At 74.2% G+C, this 16868-nt stretch carries 14 protein-coding genes; 2 read left to right on the top strand and 12 right to left on the bottom strand.

From position 1 onward, the window contains the following. Positions 1–9: 9 nt before the first annotated feature. The 5 genes from R4Z62_RS30325 to R4Z62_RS30305 all read right to left on the bottom strand — a co-directional run bounded on the left by R4Z62_RS30325 (position 10) and on the right by R4Z62_RS30305 (position 7338). Positions 10–1395: a wax ester/triacylglycerol synthase family O-acyltransferase gene (locus R4Z62_RS30325; protein ID WP_064536521.1), complete on the bottom strand. Its 1386-nt coding sequence runs from the start codon at positions 1393–1395 to the stop codon at positions 10–12. A 155-nt stretch (positions 1396–1550) separates the two neighbouring features. Further along, a complete protein-coding gene (locus R4Z62_RS30320; RefSeq protein ID WP_491521465.1) occupies positions 1551–3872 on the bottom strand; it encodes a GH92 family glycosyl hydrolase in 2322 nt (773 codons plus the stop codon). A gap of 189 nt (positions 3873–4061) precedes the next feature. Continuing rightward, on the bottom strand, positions 4062–5282 hold the full coding sequence (gene glgC, locus R4Z62_RS30315; protein ID WP_037890029.1) for a glucose-1-phosphate adenylyltransferase: 1221 nt from the start codon (positions 5280–5282) through the stop codon (positions 4062–4064). Positions 5283–5333: 51 nt separating this feature from the next. Then, positions 5334–6518, bottom strand: a complete 1185-nt coding sequence (gene glgA, locus R4Z62_RS30310; RefSeq protein ID WP_491521948.1) for a glycogen synthase — start codon at positions 6516–6518, stop codon at positions 5334–5336. A gap of 40 nt (positions 6519–6558) precedes the next feature. After that, entirely contained in the window at positions 6559–7338 is a 780-nt protein-coding gene (locus tag R4Z62_RS30305; RefSeq protein ID WP_491521464.1) for a (2Fe-2S)-binding protein, read from the bottom strand. A 255-nt stretch (positions 7339–7593) separates the two neighbouring features. Between R4Z62_RS30305 and R4Z62_RS30300 the strand changes: the two genes are divergently transcribed. Then, positions 7594–8784 carry a DMT family transporter gene (locus R4Z62_RS30300; RefSeq protein ID WP_491521463.1) on the top strand — a complete coding sequence of 397 codons (1191 nt, stop codon included), beginning with the start codon at positions 7594–7596 and terminating at the stop codon, positions 8782–8784. Between the two features lie 37 nt (positions 8785–8821). Here the strand turns inward: R4Z62_RS30300 and R4Z62_RS30295 are convergent, their stop codons facing one another. Beyond that, a complete protein-coding gene (locus R4Z62_RS30295) occupies positions 8822–10186 on the bottom strand; it encodes a transglycosylase family protein (RefSeq protein WP_491521462.1) in 1365 nt (454 codons plus the stop codon). A 365-nt stretch (positions 10187–10551) separates the two neighbouring features. Here R4Z62_RS30295 and gnd point away from each other — a divergent pair, with 365 nt between their 5' ends. Beyond that, on the top strand, positions 10552–11991 hold the full coding sequence (gnd, locus tag R4Z62_RS30290) for an NADP-dependent phosphogluconate dehydrogenase (RefSeq protein ID WP_491521461.1): 1440 nt from the start codon (positions 10552–10554) through the stop codon (positions 11989–11991). A 513-nt stretch (positions 11992–12504) separates the two neighbouring features. Here the strand turns inward: gnd and R4Z62_RS30285 are convergent. The 6 genes from R4Z62_RS30285 to R4Z62_RS30260 form a co-directional block, all read right to left on the bottom strand. Further along, on the bottom strand, positions 12505–13233 hold the full coding sequence (locus R4Z62_RS30285) for an arylsulfatase (protein WP_491521947.1): 729 nt from the start codon (positions 13231–13233) through the stop codon (positions 12505–12507). A 38-nt stretch (positions 13234–13271) separates the two neighbouring features. Then, positions 13272–13616 carry a GNAT family N-acetyltransferase gene (locus R4Z62_RS30280; RefSeq protein ID WP_491521460.1) on the bottom strand — a complete coding sequence of 115 codons (345 nt, stop codon included), beginning with the start codon at positions 13614–13616 and terminating at the stop codon, positions 13272–13274. A gap of 76 nt (positions 13617–13692) precedes the next feature. Next, complete coding sequence (gene panD, locus R4Z62_RS30275; RefSeq protein ID WP_026252586.1) at positions 13693–14112, bottom strand: aspartate 1-decarboxylase; 420 nt, start codon at positions 14110–14112, stop codon at positions 13693–13695. An 86-nt stretch (positions 14113–14198) separates the two neighbouring features. Beyond that, positions 14199–15278: an arylcarboxylate reductase gene (locus R4Z62_RS30270; protein ID WP_491521459.1), complete on the bottom strand. Its 1080-nt coding sequence runs from the start codon at positions 15276–15278 to the stop codon at positions 14199–14201. Next, entirely contained in the window at positions 15275–16237 is a 963-nt protein-coding gene (locus R4Z62_RS30265; RefSeq protein ID WP_491521458.1) for an ACP S-malonyltransferase, read from the bottom strand. The genes R4Z62_RS30270 and R4Z62_RS30265 overlap by 4 nt, the downstream gene beginning before the upstream one ends. Positions 16238–16529: 292 nt before the next feature. After that, on the bottom strand, positions 16530–16754 hold the full coding sequence (locus R4Z62_RS30260; protein WP_237305477.1) for a LuxR family transcriptional regulator: 225 nt from the start codon (positions 16752–16754) through the stop codon (positions 16530–16532). Positions 16755–16868 lie beyond the last annotated feature (114 nt).

The raw sequence follows: 16868 nt of genomic DNA, 5'->3' as shown, positions 1-16868 counted from the left end.
GGCGCAGGTTCAGGGGGCGCAGACGGTGATGAGGGTCTCCACCTCCTCGGTCACCGCGCGGGCCAGCCGGTGCAGGTCGGGCACGGCCTCGGCGTCGGCGACGAGCCCGTAGTGCACCTGGCCGCGGTAGGTGGAGATCGCGACGGCCAGGGACTGGCCGCGGGCGAGCGGCGCGAAGGGGTAGACCTCGGTGAGCGGGTGGCCGGCCAGGCGCAGCCCGAAGCCGGGCAGCGGGACGCTGGTGACCAGGATGTCGAACCAGAGCCGGGCGGCCTGTCCGACCAGCGGGCCGCCGAGCCGGTGGCCGAGGGCGGGCACGTGGTCGGCGAGCAGGGCGACGGCCCCGGCGCCCCGGTCGGGTCCGGCGTCCTTGTTGCGGTCCATGGCGGCGCGGACGGCGGCGAGCCGGCGCAGCGGGTCGGCGACGCCGACGGGCAGGTGCGTCAGATAGCCGGAGAGCCGGTTGCCCGGCGGCTGGGCGGTGCGCGGGCGGCGGCGGGAGACGGGGATGAGGGCGCGGGGCGCGAGGCCCTCGACGGGCTCGCCGCGCTCCTCCAGCCAGCGGCGCAGGGCGCCCGCGACGACCGCGATCAGCACGTCGTTGACGGTGCCGCCGACGGCCTTGCGGACCAGGTGGACGTCGTCGATGTCGACGGCCACGCCCGCGGTGCGGCGGGTGCCGGTGGGAGCGGCGGTCAGGGCGGGGACGGGGCGGGTGGCGAGGGTGGAGCGGGCCACGCGGGCCCCGATGTCCAGGGCCCGGCCCAGGTCGCCGAGGGCGTCGCGGACCAGTCCGGGCAGCGCGCGCACGTCGGGCAGCGGGCCGCGCCGCGGTGCGGCGGGCCCGGGGCCGCGCCGGGGCAGGTCGACCGGGTCGAGGATCGCGGCGGCGAGGGTGAGGGCGCGCAGGCCGTCGGCGAGGGCGTGGTGGAACTTGAACAGCACCGCGAAGCCGGTCCCGGCCGCCGCGGGCAGCACATGGGCCTCCCACGGCGGCAGGCCGCGTTCCAGGGGGCGCTGCATGAGCCGTCCGGCCGCCGCGTGGAAGCCGGGAACGGGGGCGTGCAGGTGGATGTGGTTCAGCGGGTCGAAGCGGGGGTCGGGTTCGCGGGCGGCGCCGCCGAAGCCGAGCGGCTGCCGCAGGCCCTTCGCCAGGGCGCCGCGCAGCCCGTCGGGGCCGGGCCGGCGCAGCCCGAGCGGGTGCCACACGTCGCGGATGCGCATGCGCAGACCGGGCACCGCGGCGGCGCGGGCGGCGAGCAGGTCGGCGGCGTGGGCCGCGTCGCCGGGCGAGGGGGCCGCGAAGACGCCGAGCGCGCCGAGGTGCATCGGGTGCCCGGCGGACTCGATGTTCCAGAACGCCAGGTCGAGGGGAGCGAGCAGATCAGGAGTCACGGGCTTGCCTCGCGTCGGCGATGGGGTCTTTGCAGTGAACAACTCCTGTCGATCACGGTCAAGCGTGATCAAGTTACGCACAGTTAAAAACGGAGGGTGTCCCGCCCCGGCCGCCCGGGGCGGGACACGCGGCTGTCAGGGGGCGCCGGACGCGGTCAGCGCAGGACGGGCGGCGCCGCCTGCGCCGACGTGCCCCACGCCGAGGGCCGCGCGCCCACGGTGTAGCGCAGCGTCCGCAGCCGGCGCAGTTCGCCGGTGGTCAGATACGTCCGGTCGTGGGTCACCCCGTCGGCGCGGACCGTCCGGGTGTACCGCGCCTCGCGCGAGGTGCCGGGCGCCAGGACGGTGAGCGCGCCGCGCGGGTGGTAGCGGCGGTCCAGACGCAGGTCGACCCGGTCGAACACGGGGGTGGACAGGCCCCAGGTGCCGTAGCCGGGCTGCACCGGGTACAGGCCGATGGACGACAGCACGTCCCAGGCCGACATGGTGCCGAGGTCGTCGTTGCCGGTCAGCCCGGCCGGCTCGTCGGTGAACAGGGTCAGCGCGGCGTGCACCACATCGGTGGTCTTCCACGGCTGCCCCGTCGACAGATAGGTGTACGGGGCGAGCAGGTCGGGTTCGTTGAGCGGGTTGTAGCGGTCGGTGTCGTAGAAGTCGTACGGCCCCGAGACCCAGTTCTCGCGGGCGGTGCGGGCGGGGTCGGCGAGGAGCCGGTCGTAGGCGAAGAACTCGTCGAGCCGTTCGTTGGTGAGCCGCTCGCCGCCGAGCAGGCCGACCACGCCGGGCAGGTCCTGCGGGACGAGCCACTGGTAGTGCCAGGCGGTGCCCTCGTGGAAGCCCGTGCTGTGCGCCGGATCCGCCGGTCCGGTGAAGGCGCCGCCGGTGTCGCGGGCGCGGAAGAAGCGCGTCGCGGGGTCGAACAGGTTCCGGTAGCTGCGGGAGCGGGCCGCGTACCGGCCGGCGTCCGCGCGGTGGCCCAGGGCGCGGGCCATCTGGGCGAGCATGGCGTCCGACAGCGCGTACTCCAGGGTCGCCGAGGCGCCGAAGGCGTAGTCGGAGTGGCCGGCCTTGGGCGGCCGGTGGCCCTTGATGTACGGGACGTAGCCGCGGGACAGGTAGTCCGGGTTGCCGTTGCGGCCCAGTGCCGGGACGTCGGCGGGCGGCACCGAGTCGGCGTTGCGGCGCAGCGCGCGGTACGCCCGCTCCTCGTACCCCGTGAGCAGGCCCTGCTGGAAGGCGTCGGTGAGGAACGGGGTGACCGGGTCGCCGGTCATCACGTTCGTCTCGACCGTGCCGTAGCCCCACTTGGGCAGCCAGCCGCTCTCCTCGGCCACCCGGATCACGGAGACGGCCATGTCCCGGGCCTCGCGGGGCGCGAGCAGCGCGAGGAACCGGGCCTGGGTGCGGTAGGTGTCCCAGAGCGACCAGTTCTGGTAGTAGGTGATGCCGCCGGTGCGGTGGACGCGCCGGTCCCAGCCGGTGTAGCGGCCGTCGGCGTCGTTGCCGACGTTCGGCGCGAGGAAGGCCCGGTACAGGGACGAGTAGAAGGTCCGGCGGCGGGCCGCGTCGCCGCCGCTCACCCGTACGTCCCCCAGCCGCTCCTCCCATCTGCGCCCGGCCGCCCGGCGCACCGCGTCGAAGGCCCGGCCGCCCTCGGCACGCAGATTGCCGGCCGCCCCCGCGGCGTCGACGTAGGACAGCGCGGTGGTCGCCTCCACCGTGCGGTCGGTGGTGGTGTCGAAGCGCAGGTACGCGCCGCCGTGCCCGGTGCGCGCGCCGGGGGTGACGGTGGCGCCGTCCCAGGTGCCGTACGCGGTGAAGGGCCGGTCGAAGCGGGTGATCGTGTACACCGTGTACGGCAGGGTGTCCGCGCAGAAGCCGCGGCCGGTGATCTCGGTGCGCACGGTGCGGTCGTCCAGGATCTCTACTTCGGAGGCGACCATGCGGTGCAGCGCCTGGCCCGCGTCGAGCAGGACGTTGGCCTTGCCGGTGGCCGGGAAGGTGTAGCGCTGCACCCCGGTGCGGGCCGTCGCCGTCAGCTCGGCCTCGATGCCGGAGTCGAGCGCGACCCGGTAGTAGCCGGGGCTCGCCCGCTCGTCCTCGTGGCGGAAACCGGCCGCGTACGTCGCGTTGTCCGTCGCGGTGACGTCGCCGGTGGTGGGCAGGACCGGCAGGTCGCCGCCGATACGGCAGCCGACCCCGGAGAGATGGACCAGGGAGAAGCCGCGGATGCGGCTGTGGGCGTAGTCGTAGCCGGTGTTGTGACCGGTGTCCGGCGAGAACTGCACCATGCCGAAGGGCACGGCGGCGCCGGGGAAGGTGTTGCCTTCGTTCGCGGTGCCGATGAACGGGTTGACCAGGTCGGTCAGCCGGGCGGCTGCGCGGGTCTCGGCGGCCCGCGTGGCGGGGGCGGCGGTCAGCGCGGAGGCTGCCACCGCCCCCGCCACGCACAGGCCGAGGCGACGGGTCCGTCTCATGCGGGAAGACCTCCGGGGAAGACGTCGTTGCCCGCATGATCACGCCTGACGGGCCGTCACCCCGGTATCCGCGGGTGTCGCGGTCCCCGGGTGTCGCGCGCGACGGGTCACGGACCGGGCCCCGACGGACCGACGGACACCCGGACTCGGGAGCTCCCGGCTCCCGGCTCCCGGCTCCCGGCTGTGCGCCTACGGCACCCGCTGGCCCTTGCCCAGGGCGATCACCCCGCGCCCGGACACCGTGTACAGCTCCGCGTCCCGCTCCGGGTTGACGCCGATGGTCGCGCCGGGCGGCACCTCGACGTTCTTGTCCAGGACCGCGCCGCGCACCACCGCGCCCCGGCCGACCCGCACGTTGTCGTGCAGCACCGAACCCTGCACCACCGCGCCGGGGTCGACCCGTACGCCCGGGGAGAGCACGGACCGGGTGACCTGGCCGCGGATCAGGCAGCCCGCGCTGATGATGGACTCCCCCGCGATGCCGCCCGCGTTGAAGCGGGCGGGCGAGAGCTGGTTGGAGTGGGTGTAGACCGGCCAGTCCCGGTTGTACAGGTTGAACGCGGGCCGCTCGGCGATCAGGTCCATATGGGCGTCGTAGTACGCGTCGAGGGTGCCCACGTCCCGCCAGTAGCCCCGGTCGCGGCTGGTCTCGCCGGGCACGTGGTTGGCGCTGAAGTCGTACAGGGCCGCCTCGCCCCGCTCGGTGAGCCGCGGCAGGATCGAGCCGCCCATGTCGTGCACCGAGCCCTCGTCCTCGGCGTCCCGGTGCAGCGCCTCGACGAGCGCCTTGGTGGTGAAGACATAGTTGCCCATGGAGGCGAAGACGTGGTCGGGATCGCCCGCGAGCCCCGGCGGGTCGGCGGGCTTCTCCAGGAACCGCTCGACGCCCTGCCCGTCGGGCCCCGGGGTGATCACCCCGAACGAGGACGACTGGTCGCGCGGCACCCGGATCCCGGCGACGGTCACGCCTGCGCCGCTGTCGATGTGCTGCCGGAGCATCTGCCGCGGGTCCATGCGGTAGACGTGGTCGGCGCCGAACACCGCGACGTACTCGGGCTGTTCGTCGTGGACGAGGTTGAGCGACTGGAGGATCGCGTCGGCGCTGCCCAGGTACCAGCGCGGGCCGAGCCGCTGCTGCGCGGGCACCGGTGTGACGTAGTTGCCCAGCAGGCTGGACATGCGCCAGGTCGTGGTGATGTGCCGGTCCAGCGAGTGCGACTTGTACTGCGTGAGCACGCAGATGCGCAGGATGTCGCCGTTGACGAGGTTGGACAGGACGAAGTCGACCAGGCGGTAGGTCCCGCCGAAGGTGACCGCCGGTTTGGCGCGGTCCGCGGTCAGGGGCATCAGACGCTTGCCCTCTCCGCCCGCGAGGACGATTCCGAGGACCGAAGGTCCACCACGACGCATGGCCGCTCCCCTCACCCGGTTGCCCCCACTACTGCCCCGGGGCGCGGCGCCTCAAGCCTGGCCCAGAACCTCCTCGTAGAGGCGGACCGTGCGCCGGGCGACCGCGTCCCAGCCGAACTCGGTCACCGCGCGCACCCGCCCCGCCTCGCCCGTCCGGCGCGCGGCCGCCGGGTCGGCGAGCACCGCGTCCAGGGCGCGGGCCAGCCCCGCCTCGAAGGCGGCGCCGCCGTCCTCGCCCACCTCGCCCACGTCCACGAGGACGCCGGTACGGCCGTCCTCGACCACCTCGGGGATGCCTCCGACACGGGAGGCGACGACGGGGGTGCCGCAGGCCATCGCCTCCAGGTTGACGATGCCGAGCGGCTCGTAGACCGAGGGGCAGACGAAGACGGCGGCGTGCGTGAGCAACTGGATCACGTCCGGGCGCGGCAGCATCCGCGGGATCCAGTGGACCCCGTCGCGTACCCGGTCAAGCTCCCGGTGCAGATCGCGGAACTCCCGGTCGATCTCCGGTGTGTCGGGGGCGCCCGCGCACAGCACGACCTGGGCCGCCGGGTCGATGCCGCGCACGGCCCGCAGCAGGTGGGGTACGCCCTTCTGCCGGGTGATGCGGCCGACGAAGAGCACGTAGGGGCGGTCCGGGTCGAGGCCGAGGCGGGTGAGCGCGTCGGTGTCCGGATCCGGTCGGTACAGGGCGGTGTCGATGCCGTTGTGCACGACATGGACGCGGGCCGGGTCCAGGGCCGGGTAGCAGCCGAGGATGTCCTCGCGCATGGCCGAGGAGACGGCGACCACTGCGTCGGCGGACTCGATCGCGGTGCGTTCCGCCCAGCCGGACAGGGCGTAGCCCCCGCCGAGCTGCTCGGCCTTCCAGGGGCGCAGCGGCTCCAGGGAGTGCGCGGTCACCACGTGCGGCACGCCGTGCAGCAGCTTGCCGAGGTGTCCGGCGAGGTTGGCGTACCAGGTGTGCGAGTGCAGCAGGTCGCAGCCCTGGACGGCGGCGGCCGCCGCGAGGTCCACCGAGAAGGTGCGCAGGGCGTCGTTGGCGCCGTCCAGCGCGGGCCACGGGCGGTGCCGGTCCACCCCGGCCGCGCGCTCCGCCGCCGAGGACTCGCCCCAGCAGTGCACCCGCAGGTCCACGAGCGGCCGCAGCTCCCGGGCCAGGAACTCGACATGGACGCCCGCGCCGCCGTACACGTCCGGCGGATACTCCCGGGTCAGCAGTCCCACGCGCACCCGCAACCCCCATGAGTGTGGCGGCTCGTCACCTTCATGGTCACCCGGATCCGGCGCGCGGGGAAGGCCCCGGGGCTCGTGTGAAACAACAGTCCCCGCAGACACCGCCGCCGGGCACCCGGTAGTAGAGGCAGCAGCTGCGCCGCCGGAAGCCGGTGGCGCCGTAGGTGCCCGCCCCGGCGAGCAGCGGGTGCGCGAGCAGGCGTACGGCCAGATCGTGCGCGCGGGCGGCCTCCTCCGGGCGGCCCGCGCCCAGGGCCCAGCCGCCCAGCTGCCGTGCCGCCCCCGCCAGCGCGGAGGCCGCGTTGCCCCGCAGCAGGCCCGGCGCGAGCCGGTGGCGGGCCCGCAGGGCCGCGGCCAGCGGTTCCAGGTGGCCGAGCAGGACGGCGTCCGCGAGCGCGGCGGCGGATTCCGGGGTGGCGGCGCAGCCCTCCGGGGCGGCGGCGAGGTCCTCCGGGGCGGCGGCGGGCAGCGGGCGCACCTCGGTGAGCCACAGGTCGTCGGGGGCGCTGCCCTCCGGGTCCCAGCACAGCAGGGACGGCGCCAGGTCGGGGAGCCGCCCGGCGCGCACGGCGCAGCCCAGCGCCACCGACCACAGCCGGGCGGCGAGCCCCAGGTGGGCCACCGAGGCGGCGATCCTCGCCTCCGGGGCGCGGATCGCACCGGCCACCTTGCGCACCCGCGCGCCCAGCGGATCCGCCGCCGAGGCGGCGTACGCCTCCGCGAGGGTGGGGAGCGGCGCGTGCGGCGGCTCGCCGGTGCGCAGGACGAAGAAGCCGCCGAGCGGGCGGAGTACGGCGAGTCCGGAGTCACGGTGCACGAGGAGCAGTAGTACCAAGCGGGCCGGGGAGAGCGCCCCTTCGGGGGGTTCCCGGAGCTGTTCTCGGGGGTGTCGCGCGGGTGTCGCCCACCCAGGGGAGGACACCGCATGACGCGTACTCCATCGGCAGTATGACCCATTGAATGCTCAGGGACGACGACGGGAAGAGATCGGCACGGCAGTGTGTTGGACCATGGAAGCCGCCTGTTCGCCGCGCCGGGCCCGACGCCCCGGCCTCCCGCAGAGGACCAGCTCATGAGCGCCCTCGCGCTGTCCGTGCTGCTGTCGCTCGTCTCCGCCGTGGCGTACGCCGGCGGGGCGATCGTGCAGGAGCAGGTCGCGGTGTCCGCGCCCGGCGAGCGGTACGCGCCGCTGCGCCGCCCGGTCTGGTGGGCAGCCGTCGCCCTGAACGGCCTCGGCGGCCTCCTCCATGTGGTGGCGCTGGCGTACGGCCCGCTCAGCCTGGTCCAGCCGCTGGGCGCGCTCACGATCGTGTTCGCGCTGCCCATGGCCGCGCTCCTGGTCGGCCGCCGGGCCGGTGCCGCCGCCTGGCGCGGCGCGGTCCTGGCGACGGTGGGCCTGGCGGGTCTGCTGTCCCTGGTGGGCGCCTCGCACGCGCAGTCGCTGAACGGCGCCCAGCGGGTGGTCCTGGCCGTCCTCACCGCCGCGGCGGTGCTCGCGCTGACGGCCGCGGGGCGCGCCGCGCACCGGCATCCCGCGGTGCGCAGCGTGCTGCTCGCCGTCGGTTCCGGTGTCGCCTTCGGCATGTCCTCCGTGTTCACCAAGGCGGTCGCGGTGGACTGGACGGACGGCGTCACGGCGTCCGAACTGCCGTCGCTCGCGGTGATCGCGGTGCTGGCCACGGTCGGCATGCTGCTGTCCCAGGCGTCCTACCGGGGCGGCGGCCTCGCGGCGCCGCTGGCCACCCTGACCGTGGTGAACCCGATGGCGGCGGCGGCCGTGGGCATCACGATGTTCGGCGAGACCTTCCGGTACGGCACCACCGGCACGGTGCTGGCCCTGGGCTGCGGGGTCGCGGCGGCGGGCGGCCTGATCCTGCTGACCACGGAACGGATCGAGCGCGAGGCGCGGACGGCCGGAGCGGGACCGGGCGAACCGGCGGCACCGGAGGAGACGGCGGCACCGGGAGAGACGGTGACGGCAGCGGCGGTGCCGGCACAGCCGACGCCGGCCGCGGTCCCCGTGGCCCCTGTAGCCTCCACGGCCCCCGCAGTCCCCGTGGCCGAGGTCGACGGCGTCGGCGCGGGAGAGCCCGCCGGGGCCTTGCCCTCCGGGACGGCTCCGGTGAAGGCCCAGGTCAAGGCCCTGGTGCCCGCACCGTCCGCGTACGGCGGCTCGTTCTGCGCCGGGCTGGTCTACTGCGTCCCGTACGTCCCGATGCCCGCGCCCGTGACGGACCGGCACCGTCCCCGCGTCAGTTCCTGACGCCCCCGGCATCAGGAACTGACGCCGCCACTGCCTCTCAGATGCCGACGCCGCCCGCGCGGAGATAGCGCAGCGGGTCGATGTCGGAGCCGAAACCGGGCCCGGTCCGCACCTCGAAGTGCAGATGCGGGCCCGTGACGTTGCCGGTGGCGCCGGAGCGGCCGATGCGCTGCCCGGCGGTGACCGACTGACCGGCCCGTACGGAGATCGCCGACAGGTGCGCGTACTGGCTGTAGCGGCCGTCGGCGTGCCGGATCACCACCTGGTAGCCGTACGAGCCGCCCCAGCCGGCGGTGACCACGCGGCCCGCGCCGACGGCGTGCACGGAGGTGCCGGTGGGCACCAGGAAGTCGACGCCGGTGTGGTAGCCCTTCGACCAGTGCGAGCCGGAGGACCGGTAGGCGGTGCCGATCGAGGCGTGCACGGGCGCGACGAGGGCGTGCGAGGTGGTGTGCGGGTGCCCGCTGTGGCTGGAACTGCCGCCTCCGGGCCGGGTGGCGGGCTTCGGCTTCGTAGTGGCCTTGGGCTTCGCAGTGGCCTTGGGCTTCGCGGCGGCCTTCGGTTCGGCGGCGGGCTGCTGCTTCTGTCTCCGCTCGGGCTCCGGTTTCTGCTTCTGTTTCTGCTTCTGTCCGGAGTCGGCCTTGGTGGCCGGGGTGTGCTGCCGGTGCGGGGCGGGCGCCTGCCGCGACGGGTGCAGGGAGAGCCGCTGACCGGGCAGTATCAGATCCGGATCGGCCCCGACGGTCGTGCGGTTGTCCGCGTACAACTGGGGCCAGCCGCCCCGGACATCACGGTCGTCCGCGATACCGGAGAGGGTGTCGCCGCTGACCACCGTGTACATCTCGGCGGTGCCCGCGCGCGACTGGGGCGTGGTCTGCGGCCGGACGTCGCGCACGGCGCTCGCAACGCCCGTGGCACTCCGGTGCGTTGGGCGCGCCTGCACGGCCTGGGACTGCACGGCCTGGGACTGCGCGGTCTGGGACTGCGCGGTCCGCGTCTGCGCTGAGTGCGCCTGTGCCGGGTGTGCGTGGGTCAGTCCGGCGCGCGGTCCGCACACGGGCCAGGCGCCCGGCCCCTGCCCGCCGAGCACCCTCTCCGCTACGGCGATCTGCTGCTCCCGGCCGGCCAGGTCGGCGCGCGGTGCGTACCTGGTCCCGCCGTACGCCGCCCAGGTGGACCGGGTGAACTGGAGCCCGCCGTAATAGCCGTTGCCCGTGTCGGTGTTCCAGTCGCCGCTCGACTCGCAGGCGGCCACCTTGTTCCAGGTGGCCGCGTCGGCCGCGTACGCGGTGCCGGCGCCGATCAGCGGGATGGCCATGCCGGCGCCTCCCACCGTCACGGTCAGTGAGGCACGGTTGATCCTGTTCGGCTGGTACCGGCGGTGCCGACCGCGTGCGGCCATGTCCGAAGTCCCCTCGCCATGCGTCAGGAGCGGCAAAAGTAGACGCCGCGAACGAGCCATGACAAGACGGCAATCGGCCTCCTGCCGTCCCGCGTCGCCGCCGCCCCCCGCGCACCAGAACCAGAAGGGGCCGGAAGAGGAAGGAGCGGTCGATGAGACGGATGTGCGGCCCGCGTACCGTCACGCGAGGATGGTCACACGGCGCGGGCGCCCCGACGAGCACGGCTGCACCACGAGACCACCGCGCCGGGGCATCATCGCCCACCGGACGACCGCGCACGGAAGTCACCGCACCCCCGGCACCACGGCACCACCTACGGACGACAGGACCCAGTGATCCACCGGATCTTTGAGGAGCAGGCGGTATGAGCACTACAGCCCAGATCGGCGTCACCGGACTCGCGGTCATGGGCCGCAACCTCGCCCGGAACTTCGCGCGCAACGGCTACACGGTCGCCGTGCACAACCGCACGGCGGCACGGACGAGGTCGCTGGTGGAGGAGTTCGGGAAGGAGGGCGACTTCGTCCCGGCCGAGACCGCGGAGGAGTTCGTGGCGGCCCTGGAGCGCCCGCGCCGTCTGGTCGTCATGGTCAAGGCCGGGGAGCCGACCGACGCCGTGATCAAGGAGTTCGCGCCGCTGCTGGAGCCCGGCGACATGATCATCGACGGCGGCAACGCGCACTTCGCGGACACCCGGCGCCGCGAGCGGGAGCTGCGCGAGCAGGGCATCCACTTCGTCGGCACCGGCATCTCCGGCGGCGAGGAGGGTGCGCTGCACGGCCCGAGCATCATGCCGGGCGGCTCGGCCGAGTCGTACAAGTCGCTCGGCCCGATGCTGGAGAAGATCTCCGCCAAGGCGGCCGACGGCGCGCCGTGTGTCACGCACATCGGTCCGGACGGCGCGGGCCACTTCGTGAAGATGGTGCACAACGGCATCGAGTACGCCGACATGCAGCTGATCGGCGAGGCGTACCAGTTGCTGCGCGACGTCGCCGGGTACTCCCCCGCCCAGATCGCGGAGATCTTCCGCACCTGGAACACCGGCCGGCTGGACTCGTACCTGATCGAGATCACGGCGGAGGTGCTGGCCCACGTGGACGCGGCCACGGGCGAGCCGTTCGTGGACGTGGTGGTGGACCAGGCCGAGCAGAAGGGCACCGGCCGCTGGACGGTGCAGATCGCGCTCGACCTCGGGGTGCCGGTGTCGGGCATCGCCGAGGCGGTCTTCGCCCGGTCCCTGTCCGGACACGCGGCGCTGCGGGAGGCCTCGCGCCACCTGGCGGGCCCGAAGGCGTCCCCGCTGTCCGAGTCGGAGGCGGCGGCCTTCGCCGACCGGGTGGAACAGGCGCTGTACGCCTCCAAGATCGTGTCGTACACGCAGGGCTTCCACGAGATCGCGGCGGGCGGCGAGGAGTACGGCTGGGACATCGACCTCGGCGCGGTCTCCGCCATCTGGCGCGGCGGCTGCATCATCCGCGCGGCCTTCCTCGACCGCATCCGGGCCGCCTACGACGCCCGCCCCGACCTGCCGAGCCTGCTGTCCGACGACACCTTCGCCCAGGAGATCGCCGCCGCCCAGGACGACTGGCGCGAGGTCCTGGTCGCCGCGACCTGCCAGGGCGTGCCCACGCCGGGCTTCGCGGCGGCCCTGGCGTACTACGACGCCCTGCGCGCCCCGCGCCTGCCGGCCGCCCTCACCCAGGGGCAGCGCGACTTCTTCGGCGCGCACACCTACCGGCGGGTGGACCGCGACGGCACCTTCCACACGCTGTGGGGCGGGGACCGCTCGGAGGTCACGGCGTAGGACGTCCTCGCGGCGCCCGCCTCCGCGCGCCCCGCACACCGCGGAGGCGGGCGCCCCTCAGGACAGCGGTGGCCCCGGCTCGGGGTTCGGGACGGGTTCAGGGCCCGGCGGGATCGGCGACGGCGAGGGCTCCGGCGGCACCGGGCCCGGGGGCGGAGGTCCCGGCGGGGTCGGGCCCGGAGGTGTCGGGCCGGGACCGGGTGGCGGTCCCGGAACCGGCGGCGGCTCGGGCGCGGGCGCCGGGTCCGGGGGCTGCGGGTCGGGTCCGGGCGCGGGCGGCCCCGGAGCGGGATCCGGCCCGGGGGTGGGTCCGGGCGTGGGCGGCGGCGGTACGGGATCGGGGTACGGGTTCGTCATGACGTCCTCCGGCGTCGGCTGCTGGACTACTCCCCCGGCTACCCGACCCCCGCGCGGCCAGTCACCCGCGGCACGGCGACGACGCCCCGGACGGCCGCGCCCGCACCGCCTGCGCGCCCACGCCCGCACTCACGCCCGTGTCCGCTACCGCCACCCCTACCGAGCCGTACCGCCGTGGCCCGCCCGCCGCGTGTGCGGCGTGTGCGGCGCGGCGAGTGCCGCCGCGCGGGCCGCCGCGGCGAGTCCTGGCCGCGGGCCGGCCAGGACCGGCACGGATGCCGTCACCAGGTCCACGGCCGCGGCCATGGACGCCTGGGCGAGGACGACCGCGTCGGCGTCCGCCGCCGGGACCGAGCCGGCGGCCGTCGCGATCTCCCGCACGTATCCCTCGGCGTCCCCGGCCTCGAAGAGCGCCCACGCGCCGGGGACGAACAGCGGGCGGACGGTGACGCGCCGCCCGGCGCGCACGGCCTCCTCCGCCAGGAGCGCGGTGGTCGGGGCGAGGGTGCTCTCCAGGGCGGCCACGACCACCACCCGTGGACCGGCGGCCACGGCGGCCGCCGTCATCGGCCGGTCGACGCGCAGGACCGGCGGTCGCCCGTATCCGCCCGTCCTGACCGCCCCGGCCGCCCCGGCCGACGCGGCCCGCTCCGCCACGGCGCCGAGGGTGGAGCAGGTGCACAGCAGCGCGCCCGCGCCCTCGGCGGCGGCCCGGTCCAGCACCGCCGCCACGTCGTCCGCGACCGCGTCCGGGCCGTCCTCGCGCGCCCTGCGCAGCAGATCCTCGTCGACGAAGTGCCGCAGCCGCAGGCCAGGGTGGTCCGCGTCGCGCAGCGCCTCGAAGACCGGGACATGCACGGGCGAGGTGTGCAGCAGGGCGAGCAGCGGCGGGGCGCCCGGCGCGACGCGTGCCCCGCCCCCGCTCAGAACCGCTCCGGGTGCGCGGCGAGCCACTTCTCGGCGGCCCCGGTCAGCGCAGCACCGGGCGCCGGGGCCTCGTCCTGGTGGCGGGCGGCCCAGCCGGAGACGTAGGGGCACAACGGGACGACGGAGGCACCCTCGCGCCGGGCGACGGCGTACAGCTCGCGCGCCAGGGAACCGGCGATGCCCCGGCCCTCGTGGGCCGGTTCCACGATCGTGTGGACGGGGACGAGAGCACGGTCGGGCGAGTCGAGGACGAAGTACTCGACCCGCCCGACCACCTCGCCGCCCGAGACGGCCTCCAGCCGCCCGGCCGCCCGGCCGTCGCGGATCTCGATGTCGCTCACCGGCTCGCTCCTCGTCGTGTTCCTGCCGCCGTGCGGTCCGCCTCCGCCGCCCCGCCGTCCCTGCCGTGCCCGCGGATCAGGCCGGCACGGACCGGGGGCTGCGCTCCTGGTCCGAACCCGGCACCGGCGCGGACGGGTCGGCGCCCAGCTCCACGATGCGGTTGTCCGCGTCCACATGCACCACACGCGGCTCCAGGGCCCGCGCCTCGGCATCGGTGACCTGCGCGTAGCTGATGAGGATCACCAGGTCGCCGGGGTGCACCAGGTGCGCCGCGGCCCCGTTGATCCCGATGACACCCGACCCGCGCTCCCCCTCGATGACATACGTCTCCAGCCGGGCGCCGTTGGTGATGTCGACGATGTGCACCAGTTCCCCGGGCAGCAGGTCGGCGGCGTCCAGCAGATCCGCGTCGATGGTCACCGATCCCACGTAGTGCAGGTCGGCGTGGGTCACGGTGGCACGGTGAATCTTGGACTTGAACATGGTGCGCAACATCGGAGCACTCCCACTAGTAGGCTCCCTGCCTGCTTATACGCAGGTCAAGGGCTGCTTTCCCAGCCTACAACGAGTCGCACTTCAGTTCAGTAGAGGCCCTCGGGGGACGAGTTGGTGGTCTGGAGGGGGCGGACGTTGGCGACGCCGTCGGTGGGCCAGTGGTCGGTCGGGTGCCGCAGGGCCTGGTCGCGTTCCAGGATGTTGGGGAGGAAGAGGTCCTCGTGGAGGACGGTGAGCCGTACCTGGCCGACCGCACCCGGGGCGACCGGGGCCGAGAAGTCGCCCTTGTCGACCACCGCCATGGTGACCTGCGGATAGTTCGGCACGTAGCTGATCAACCCGCCGTCCTGCTCGATGTCCAGGCAGGCCGCGTTGCCGAAGGTGTTGCCGTAGGTCAGTCCGCAGATCCCGCCCCGCAGGGCGGTGGTGAAGGTCCGGTACGTGTCGGCGTTGATCTGGGTGCCGCTCAGGCGTACGCCGTCCAGGGCCGCGACCAGTTCGGGCCGGTGCCGGCAGAGGGCCTGGAAGAGGGCCGGTGTGGTGTTGAGGTAGTGGACCCGGCCCTGCCGGACGACGTCGGTGATCTGCTCCAGCAGGTGCAGGGTGTAGTCGTTGACCTCGGCCAGGCGTCCCGCCCGGATGAGGCGCTTGACCCACCGGGGGTCCATGTCCACGGCGTACACCTGGCCGGCGTGGAGTTCGGACACCTCCCGGACGCCGTTCCCGATCAGATGCGGTCCGGTGGGGGTGGCCTGCAGCCAGGTGCGGCCCGGTGCGAATCCTTCCCGCACGAAGGACCAGCGACGCCAGATCGCCCGGTGCAGCAGCATGTCAGGGGTGTAGAACACCCGGCAGGGGGTGCCGGTGGTACCTCCGCTGTCCCAGATCCGTCCGGCCAGCGGTCTGGGCACCGACAGCGGGACGAGGTCCGCGGGGTCCTCCTCGCGCAGCCGGTCGAGCGGGAACGGACCGAAGGCTTCGATCTGGTCGTAGCGGGTGATGTCGCGGGGGTCGAAGCCCAGCCGGGGGGCCTGCCCGAGCCAGTAGGGGCTGCCGGACACCGGGTCGAAGTGCCGTCGGACCACGGCGCGGGTCCACTCGTCGAGGTCGGTGTCCAGCCAACGCGCGATCTGGGCGTCCGGGTCGGCGCGGGTGGCGGCGGTCATGACCGGGCCGGGGCGCCGGAGAGGTCGATGCCGAGGTCGTAGGCGGTGGTCAGGGCCTGCTCGATGTGCTCGGGCTGCTCGATGTGGACCACCGGGAAGGGGAACGCGAGGATGCCCTCGGGTATGGAGGGGCCCATCACCAGCCCGAGCCGCACGCCCTGCTCCTTCATCCCGGCGTAGACGTCGACCAGGCTGATCGGGTTCGTGGAGTTGCGCTGGAAGAGGTCCCTGACGTCGGCCGCGGTGCGCAGGACCTTGGGCTCCAGGCAGGACAGCAGAGGGACCTCGGGGTCGGTGAAGGGGATCGCGTCGATGCGCGGGGCCATGAAGTCGCGGTAGGGCCGGCGCAGCGGAGTGTGGACGGCGATGGTGCGTCCGGGGAGCGGCACGACCGTTCCCGGCGGGGCCTCGGCGGCGAGCGCGCCGAGTGCCTCGGCGTGGCCGGCGAGCATCATGATGCGCTGGGTGCCGTCGGCCGTGGGGCCGAAGTCGCCCGCCAGGTAGATGCCGGGGACGTTCTCCCCGGGGTGGGCGGGGGCGCCGTCGGCGAGGGGGCCGAAGGCTATGGCCACCCCCTGCCCCGGGTCCCCGGCGGGCGGTTCCGGGGCGTCGCGGGCGCCGGCCAGCATCTCGAACAGTTCCCGTCGCCCCAGCGATCCGGCGAGACAACTGGCGGTCATCGCGCCGAGGCTGAGGCCGCCGATGGCCGCGGGGCGCAGGTTGAACGAGGCGAGCACGTCGTGTACGCCGATCGCGAGAGCGGCTTCGCGGACGGTGCCGACGCTCTGGCGCTCCTCCTGCGCGGTCGGGAGGTCTTCCTCCAGGATCTGTCCGACCGTCAGCCCGGTCCACGCGGAGACCTGTTCGTACCAGCTCTGCACGACCTCGTAGGTCCGGTGCAGTTCCAGTCCCCGCGGCTCGGTCCCGACGCCGCCTCCGAACAAATATCCCAGACTCATGACAGCTCCTGTGAATCGGCGTGAAAGACGTGGAAGAAGGGGGCGATGGTGCGGCCCAGGTGTAGCACAGCGGAGGTGTACCTGACAGCACAATGCCGCAGAATCCGGCGTTCTGCCGGACGTTCGACAACCTGTCGCGCCGCGCGATATCGATACGATGTCCAGGTCTGGGAAAATATCCGGCAGCATACCGGCGCAGTGCGTTTTCCGCTTTCGGAAGTGACTTTTTTTCAGCCTTTCCTCCGGAGGGATCTCACGGAGGGAGGCCGGAGAACGGTATCCCCTGCCTCTTCTAGGGCTCAAGGAATTCCGGGAGGACGCGGGGTGGCCATGCCCCGACGCTCAGCACACCGAGAGAGTGCGCCCGGGAGACCAGAGCGGACCGGTTCGCGGCCTGGAATTGGCGCATCAGCAGCCCGATGCGGTACTCGATGCCCTGCCGGCTCAGATAGAGCGATGCCGCCAGCCGGACGGTCGGGGTGCCGACCGCGACGCCTTCCAGGATGCGGGCGTCCACGGCGGTCAGCCGCCGGACGCCGGTACCGGCGGGCGGGCCCCCGCCCGGCGGACGGGCGTCGCCGGCGGGTCCGGACCTCGGCGGCCGCGGCGCGGGCTTGATCTCCTCAGAGGT

The sequence above is a fragment of the Streptomyces sp. PL-25 genome, assembly GCF_058344915.1.
This window is presented reverse-complemented; position numbering and strand designations above follow the sequence as displayed.